At 59.1% G+C, this 7,236-nt stretch carries 4 protein-coding genes and 1 pseudogene (1 of these 5 only partly in view); all 5 read right to left on the bottom strand.

What is annotated here, in order from left to right:
* A pseudogene (locus Q2B33_RS00025) lies at positions 1-1,305 on the bottom strand (polysaccharide biosynthesis protein); it reaches 564 nt to the left of the window's first position.
* A gap of 28 nt (positions 1,306-1,333) precedes the next feature.
* A complete protein-coding gene (locus Q2B33_RS00020) occupies positions 1,334-1,942 on the bottom strand; it encodes a sugar transferase (protein WP_300569302.1) in 609 nt (202 codons plus the stop codon).
* A gap of 52 nt (positions 1,943-1,994) precedes the next feature.
* Positions 1,995-3,020, bottom strand: a complete 1,026-nt coding sequence (locus Q2B33_RS00015; RefSeq protein ID WP_300782418.1) for a hypothetical protein — start codon at positions 3,018-3,020, stop codon at positions 1,995-1,997.
* A 50-nt stretch (positions 3,021-3,070) separates the two neighbouring features.
* The gene (locus tag Q2B33_RS00010) at positions 3,071-5,986 is read right to left on the bottom strand and encodes an N-acetylglucosaminidase (protein ID WP_300569296.1); all 2,916 of its coding nucleotides are present in this window, start codon (positions 5,984-5,986) and stop codon (positions 3,071-3,073) included.
* Positions 5,987-6,136: 150 nt separating this feature from the next.
* On the bottom strand, positions 6,137-7,108 hold the full coding sequence (locus tag Q2B33_RS00005; protein ID WP_300569293.1) for a glycosyltransferase family 2 protein: 972 nt from the start codon (positions 7,106-7,108) through the stop codon (positions 6,137-6,139).
* Positions 7,109-7,236 lie beyond the last annotated feature (128 nt).

Below are 7,236 nucleotides of genomic sequence, written 5' to 3'. Positions count from 1 at the left end.
GCAGATGCGCTTGGAGGCCCCCATCACATTGGCAGGGTTCACCGCCTTGTCCGTGGATATCAGCACGAACCTGTCCACGCCGTACCTGTCCGCAGCCGTGGCGATTTTGTAGGTCCCCATCACATTGTTCTTGATGGCCTCGTTGGGGCTATCCTCCATCAGGGGCACATGCTTGTGGGCCGCCGCGTGGTACACGATCTCAGGCCGATATGTCTCAAAAATCGAATTCACTCGATTGGTATTGCGCACAGACCCGATCAGCACCACCAGGTTCAGCTCCGGATATCTGCGGATCAGCTCCTGCTGTATCTCATAGGCATTGTTCTCATAGATGTCCAGGATGATCAGCTGCCTGGGACTGTGGGCGGCGATCTGCCTGCACAGCTCCCCGCCGATGGAGCCGCCCCCGCCCGTGACCAGCACCACCCGGTCCCTGACATAGCCCAGGACTTCCTCCGAATTGATCTCTATGGGCTCCCGCCCCAGGAGGTCCTCTATCTCCACTTCCTTTAAAGCGGACACGGACACGTCCCCGTTGATCAGCTGATAAGTGCCGGGCACTGTCCGCAGCTTGCACCCGGATTCCTTGCAGATGTCCAGGATTTCCTTCTTGGTCTGGGTATTGGCCGAGGGAATGGCGAAGATGATCTCATCGATTCCGTACTGCTCCACCGCGTCCAGGATGCAGTCCCTGCCCCCTACGATGGGGACGCCCCGCATGAGCTTTCCGTGGCAGCCGGGCTGGTCGTCGATGATGCACCTGGCGCACAGGTTCAGGTACTGGCTGCTCTCCAGCTCCTTCAGAATCATGTTGCAGGCCGCCCCGGCCCCGATAATCATGGTGCTGACCTTCTGCTTGCGCTCCACCATGCTGGCCCGCTTATTATTGATGATGCGCAGGATCCGGTAGCCGAACCGGATGCAGCAGGTGGCCGTGGTCAGCAGGAAGCAGTACAGCACATAGTAGCTCCTGGGCATCCTGTTCCCCGTGGCGGTACAGAAGATAAGCTGGGCCAGGGAGGCGCAGACGGCGGCCATGATGATATTGATCAGCTCATTGGCGCTGGCGTAGCGCCATACGCTTTTATAAAGTTTCCATATAACAAAAAAAGACAATGTCATCAGGACATTGGGCACCATGATATTCTCATAGCTTTGCAGAAAGACAGGGTCTATGCTCTGAAAGCTGAATTCATACCGGATATACAGCGCTCCGAAGGATGTCACCACGATACACATGATGTCCATCAGCACCAGCGCGATGATTCGATTCAGCGGAATCTTCGAGAACTTCCTGATCTCCATTGCATCCCCCTCTCCTGTACCTTGCATGTCAATGCTTCTTCTCTTCCAGCGTACCGGTTCCGCCCTCCACCACACCGTCCTGCCGCACCACGGAAGCCACGGTCCTGACCAGGCATCTTATGTCCATGGCAAATCCCATCTTTTCCACATATTCCCCGTCCAGCTTCGCCTTCACGGGAATGGGCAGCTCGTCCCGGCCATTGACCTGGGCCCAGCCGGTGAGGCCCGGGAGCACGTCATTGGCCCCGTACTTGTCCCGCTCCTCGATCAGGTCGAACTGGTTCCACAGCGCGGGCCTGGGGCCTACGATGGCCATGTCCCCCTTCAGGATATTGATGATCTGGGGCAGCTCGTCCAGGCTGCTCTTGCGCAGGAACCTGCCCACCTTAGTAATATACTGCTCAGGATTCTCCAAAAGATGCGTGGGCATGTCCTTGGGCGTGTCGATCTGCATGGTGCGGAATTTCAGGATATGGAAATGCGTCTTGTGGATGCCCACCCGCTTCTGCCTGAAGAGCACGGGCCCTCTGGAATCCAGCTTGATGGCTGCCACCAGTATCAAAAATACCGGTGACAGCACGATCATGCCGAGCAATGCCAGGATTCTGTCGATGATTTTTTTTGCTGTAACGTACATTCGTCTACCTCACAGGTTTCGGTTCGGACAGACCTCCAATTGTATCCAAATCTTACATCAGATCCGGCGACCAGCCGATATCCGTATCTCCCCCAGGCGTAGGGGTATCCTCCGGCGGCTCCAGCGTAGGCTCCGGGGTGGGCTGGGGCGTCTGTGCAGGAGGCTGCGCCGGCGGCGGGTTCTGCGCAGGAGGATTCTGCGCCGGTGGCTGGGGCGTGGGCTCCGGGGTGGGCTCCGGCGTAGGATCCGGGGCCTGCACAGGCGGCTTTTGCGTCGTCTGGGGCTTCTGGGTGGGGGTAGGCGTAGGTGTGGGCGCGATCTCCCCGTTCCCGTCATATGTCACAGTGGTGACCTTATAGTCAAAGTTCTCCCGGTTGGTCCACATGTCGAAGGCCTCCCCGGGCCCTCCCGTGTATTCGGATTTCTTGTATTCCCCTACGATGGTTCCGGCGGCGTAGGTTCCCTGCTCCCGCTGGATGCTGCCGCTCTCGCCGTCGAACAGCCATGTCTCGAAGGCTCCCTCATACTTCCCGTCCGCCACGCCGGTCTGCAGCAGCCATGTAGTCCTTCCGGACTGCTTCAGCACCAGCACGCTTCCATTCTCTCCTTCAAAGTATACATTCGCATACGGTTCTCCGTCAATATCGTAGCCGAGCTGCATGGTCAGCAGCACATCCTCTCCCTTTTGCAGGGAATAGCTCCTGCTGCCCTCGTAGATTCCCCGGCACATGTCCTCCAGCCATCCTTCCCCGCTTATCATATGGATGCCCTCGCCCACATATTCCGCGATCTCCAGGTTCTGGTGCAGGGTGGTCATGGCCTCCAGCACGGCGGTCTCCTCCTGGGCGGTGAGCTGGCCCGTCTGGTACCGCAGCCCGATCTCCGGCTCCGGCTCCGGTTCCGGCGTAGATGTGGGCTCCGGGGTCTCGTCCACCAGCCCGCTCACATCCACCGGCTCCACCGGGCTGCCCACGCTCTCGCTGGGCGCTCCGCCTGTCTCAGTGCCGTCCCCGCATCCCGCCAGCAAAGCCAGCGGCAGGATACAGGCTCCTATTCTGTATCTCCACTTTCTGCTCATAATATCCTCCCAATTTTTATCTGTACCTTACTTAGTGCGCAGGCGGCAGCTCATTCTTCCTCTGCGGCAGCCGGGCTCTGCAGCGCGTCCGCATCGCCGACCAGCTTCTCCAGGAACACATAGGACTCCGAGCCGGGCTCATAGGTGCCGTTTCCTAAAAGCACCTTCGCCAGGTCATAGATGCTCCTGGCCTTCGGCGGCCCGTAGACGATCACCTGGGTGCCGTTGCGCTCCAGCACGGCATAGCCCCGGAAGGCGAACTCCGTCTTATACTGCTCCACCGGAATCTTCACCAGCACGGAGGTGAACCGGTAGCGCCCGTCCATGATTTCGAACACCACGTCCTGCTTTTTCCCACTGGCATCTATGCCGTAGGAGATGCCTCCGGCCACCTTGGCCCCGCCCTTGATCATGGGATACTGGCCCATGTTGGCATTGTTCATGACCAGGGTGCCGTATTCCTTCAGCACATAGCCGTTGACGCCCTTCTTTATCAACTGCGCCCGCAGCTCCGTGGATATGCCCGTCTTGAACCGGATGCCCGTGTCTCCCGTGACGCGGATGGAAAAGCCGTGGTAGGTCAGGAGATCCTGCAGCCCGGGCTCCGCGGTGGCCGTGTATATCGTTCCGTTATAGCTCAGGCTCCAGACGTACATGCCTACGGGCACGCCCTTATCATCGTATTTGTATACTACCGCCGTCTTCGCGTTTCCGTCAGGCGCGTTGACGATCAGGCTCCCGTTCCGAAGCTCCCCCTGATAGGCCACGCCGTCCAGCCACATGACGCTGTCCCCATAGCCCTCCGGCAGGGCCAGCGCCACCTCCGTGGAGACCGTGGGAGCCTGGCAGGGCGAAGCGGGCATGTTCTCAAAGACCGGAATCTTGAACACAAAGGTATTCTCCAGAGAGCCCGCTCCCTCATAGAGCCTCTTGATGCTCAGCCCCTCCGTATTGGGGGCCGTAATGTTCTGCATGTACTGATGGGTGTACGGCGCATACGCGTTTGGCGTCCCCTTGGGGTTCACATTGAATTTCTGGAGGTACAGCGTATCCTGGGCCCGCTTGATATAGTTCGCCGAGATGAAGTCCGCGCCGCCCCTGAGGGCCTTGTCCACGCTGTTCCAGCCGTGGTCCCTGGCATACTTCAGGCCGCTGGTGATGACCTGCTGGTCGGTCTGGCCCGTAGCCCCCACATTGAAATAATTATAATAACCCTCATATCCGCTGTAGGTTCCGGATATCAGCGGCGAAGTCCCGTTCCCCTGCTCCTGCAGCACCCTGGCCGCCAGATGGAAGGGGCTCACCTTCCGCCCGTCCTCCCTGCCGATCTCCCAGAAAAGCTGCGCGTAGGTGCTGTTGGTTCCCGGTGCCAGCTTCCCGCCGTCATCGGTCATGAAGGTGCTCTTCAGAAATTTCGCCACCGCGTCCAGCGTATGGTACTGTTCATTGTATGTCAGCTGCTCGAACTGGAAGATGGCATTTTCTGTCAGGGCGTTCCTGGGATCCATATAGACTTCCACCGCCGCCCTGGAGGCATAGTACCAGGTTCCTGTGTCGTAGAGGCCGTTCTTCGTCCACTCCGGCAGGGTCTTGTATACAAGGCTCTTCCCTCCCTGGAGCTCCGCATCGATGGTCGTCCGCCAGTCCAGCGTCGTGTTCATCACCACGAATGTCCAGTTGGGATGCTTCTTCTTCAGCTCCAGCAGCGCCGGGCGGTAGCTCTCCGGGAACTGCTCGATGTCCGCATACCCGGCCCTCTCCCCATCGACGGCGTAGGCCGCTGCGTTCATGCCGAATGTCTCCTCCCAGGCCAGGAACCGCTCGTCCGAGCAGGCCAGGTTGGTCCTGGGCACATAGCCGTATATCTCCTGCCCCATGTAGCCCAGCTTCACATAGTGCCAGACTTCCATATTCTCGTCCACGGCCATGTCCAGGATGTTCACCGTCTGGCCGCTGAGCACCGTCACCGCCGTCTCGCTTTCATAGGAGGGCGATACCCGCACCGGGTATTCGTCGCTCAAATAGACCAAGGCCATGATGTCCCGCTCCGCGGCAATCTGGGCCAGGGCCTCCCCTGCCGTCCGGATCCACTCCGCGGTCTCCTGGTCCACCTCTGCGAAGACGCGGGAGTCATCTTTTCCGGCAAGGCCATCCTCACCGGAGCCATCCCCGGATTCCTGGCCATCTTCCGGATTCTGCCCCTCTTCCGGGGCTTGTCCGCCGTCCGGGGCCTGGATATCCCCGGATGGCTGGCCGTCATCGGGGTTCTGGCTGTCTCCCGTGGTCTGGCTGCTGCCGGAATTCTCGCTGTCTCCGGAATCCTGGCCATCGCCGGAATTCTCGCTGTTTCCCGTGTTTTGGCCGTTATCCGTATTCTGGCCGCCGGAATTCTGGTTGTCTCCTGTGGTCTGGCCGTTGCCCGTATTCTGGCCGCCGGAATTCTGGCTGTCTCCTGTGGTCTGGCCGTTGCCCGTATTCTGGCCGCCGGAATTCTGGCTGTCTCCCGCGGTCTGGCCATCGCCTGTATTCTGGCTGTCTCCTGTGGTCTGGCCGTTGCCGGCATTCTGGCTGTCTCCCGTATTTTGGCCGTTGCCTGTATTCTGGCTGTCTCCCGTGGTCTGGCTACTGCCGGGATTCTGGTCGTCTCCCATGGTCTGGCCGTTGCCGGAATTCTGTCCATTGCCCGTGTTCTGGCTGTCTCCCATATTCTGACCGTTGCCCGTATTCTGGCCACCGGAATTCCGGTCGTCTCCCACATTCTGTCCGCCGTCCGGTTCCCGGGCCTCCCCGCCCGTCTGCCCCGCTCCGGCCATACCGCCGTCCCCGGCCGTCTGCCCGTCCTGCCGCAGCGCATCCTGTCCGGACTCCTCCGCCGCCCATGCCACCGGCACGGGCCCGCTTGCATTCGTGCCCAGCAAAGCCGCTATGGTCAAAACCCCGCATATGTATCTTCCATATTTTTTCATCTATACTCCTATCTGACCGCTAAAGCGGACACCCAGCTCTTTTGAAAGTCTTCCGCCCCCATCCGGCCGTGACCTAAGTAAGCATAGCATAAAATCTTCAAAATTTGTCTGGTAAATCCTTCAAGGCAATCCGGCCCCATTGCCCGGATATCATCCCCGCCAGGCCCTGTGCAGCTTCCGAAGCCTCCTGGGGGCGATGGCGAACAGCGTGTGGTAGGCCTTGTTCTTCTCCGTGAGGATCCGGTTCCTCATGGCCCTCCACCAATTCCTGCGCAGATAAGCCACAATCCCCCGATAGACGGCATTATCCTTTGTCATCTGCGAAATCGGGATATGCAGCAGATACTCCAGCCTCTGGAAAACCCCGAACCGAAATGCCGTATCCTCCAGCTCCGGATAATCCCTCTTCACGATTTCCGCCACCATATCCGCATTTTCCACGCAGTCGGCATAGACCCGGGAAAAGGTCTCCTTATCCGCCTTGCGGGAATTGCTGCCTATCCTGTAGAATACATGGTATGCCTGGTCCGGCAGGGACGCCACCTTTCCCATCCTAGGCAGCATGCGCACCAGCAGATGGAAATCCTCGTTCAGCTTCCCCACGGGAAAGGCCTCCGGCGGAAACAGATCCCTGCGTATCAGCTTGGTGCAGAAGGAGCAGTCCCCCCTGTGCATCAGCAGCTCTTCCATGAATTCCCTGTCATCCAGCACAGTGGCCTCCTTGGGCGGGGCGCAGATGTCCGGCAGCGGATTCCCCTTCTCATCGATCTCGTCCCGGGCCACCTGGGCCGCGGATACCCCAAATTCCCGAATCCCCCTCATCAGCAGCTCATACATGTCCGGCGCGATATAGTCGTCGCTGTCCACAAAGCCCACATACTCTCCCGCGGCCTGGGCCAGCGCCAGGTTCCTGGCGGAGGAGGAGCCTCCGTTCTCCTTATGCAGGACCCTGATCCGCCCGTCCTCCTCTGCCAGCCTGTGGCAGAGCTGCCCCGTGCCGTCCGTAGAACCGTCGTCCACCAGGATGATCTCCAGGCGGCTGTAGGTCTGGGCCGTGATGGAGCGGACGCATCTGGGCAGATAGTCCTTTATATTATAAACCGGTACAATGACTGTTATCAAGGGAGTTTCCATTATATTAAGCTCCATATGCTTTTACGTATTTTTACATGCCAAAAACCATTCTCCGGGAACTTATACTGCTTAACGATTTCACTTGCAATGAAACCAGACTGCATAACGCTGACTGG

This window comes from uncultured Acetatifactor sp. (assembly GCF_948601915.1).
Lineage (GTDB): Bacteria > Bacillota > Clostridia > Lachnospirales > Lachnospiraceae > Acetatifactor.
The sequence above is the reverse complement of the archived record's forward strand: the minus strand, read 5'-3'. Positions and strand labels throughout refer to the sequence as shown.

Excerpts from the sequence above, each read along its gene's own strand:
- Q2B33_RS00015 (WP_300782418.1), bottom strand. The coding sequence starts at position 3,020 with ATGAGCAGAAAGTGGAGATACAGAATAGGAGCCTGTATCCTGCCGCTG.
- Q2B33_RS00010 (WP_300569296.1), bottom strand. The coding sequence starts at position 5,986 with ATGAAAAAATATGGAAGATACATATGCGGGGTTTTGACCATAGCGGCT.
- Q2B33_RS00020 (WP_300569302.1), bottom strand. The coding sequence starts at position 1,942 with ATGTACGTTACAGCAAAAAAAATCATCGACAGAATCCTGGCATTGCTC.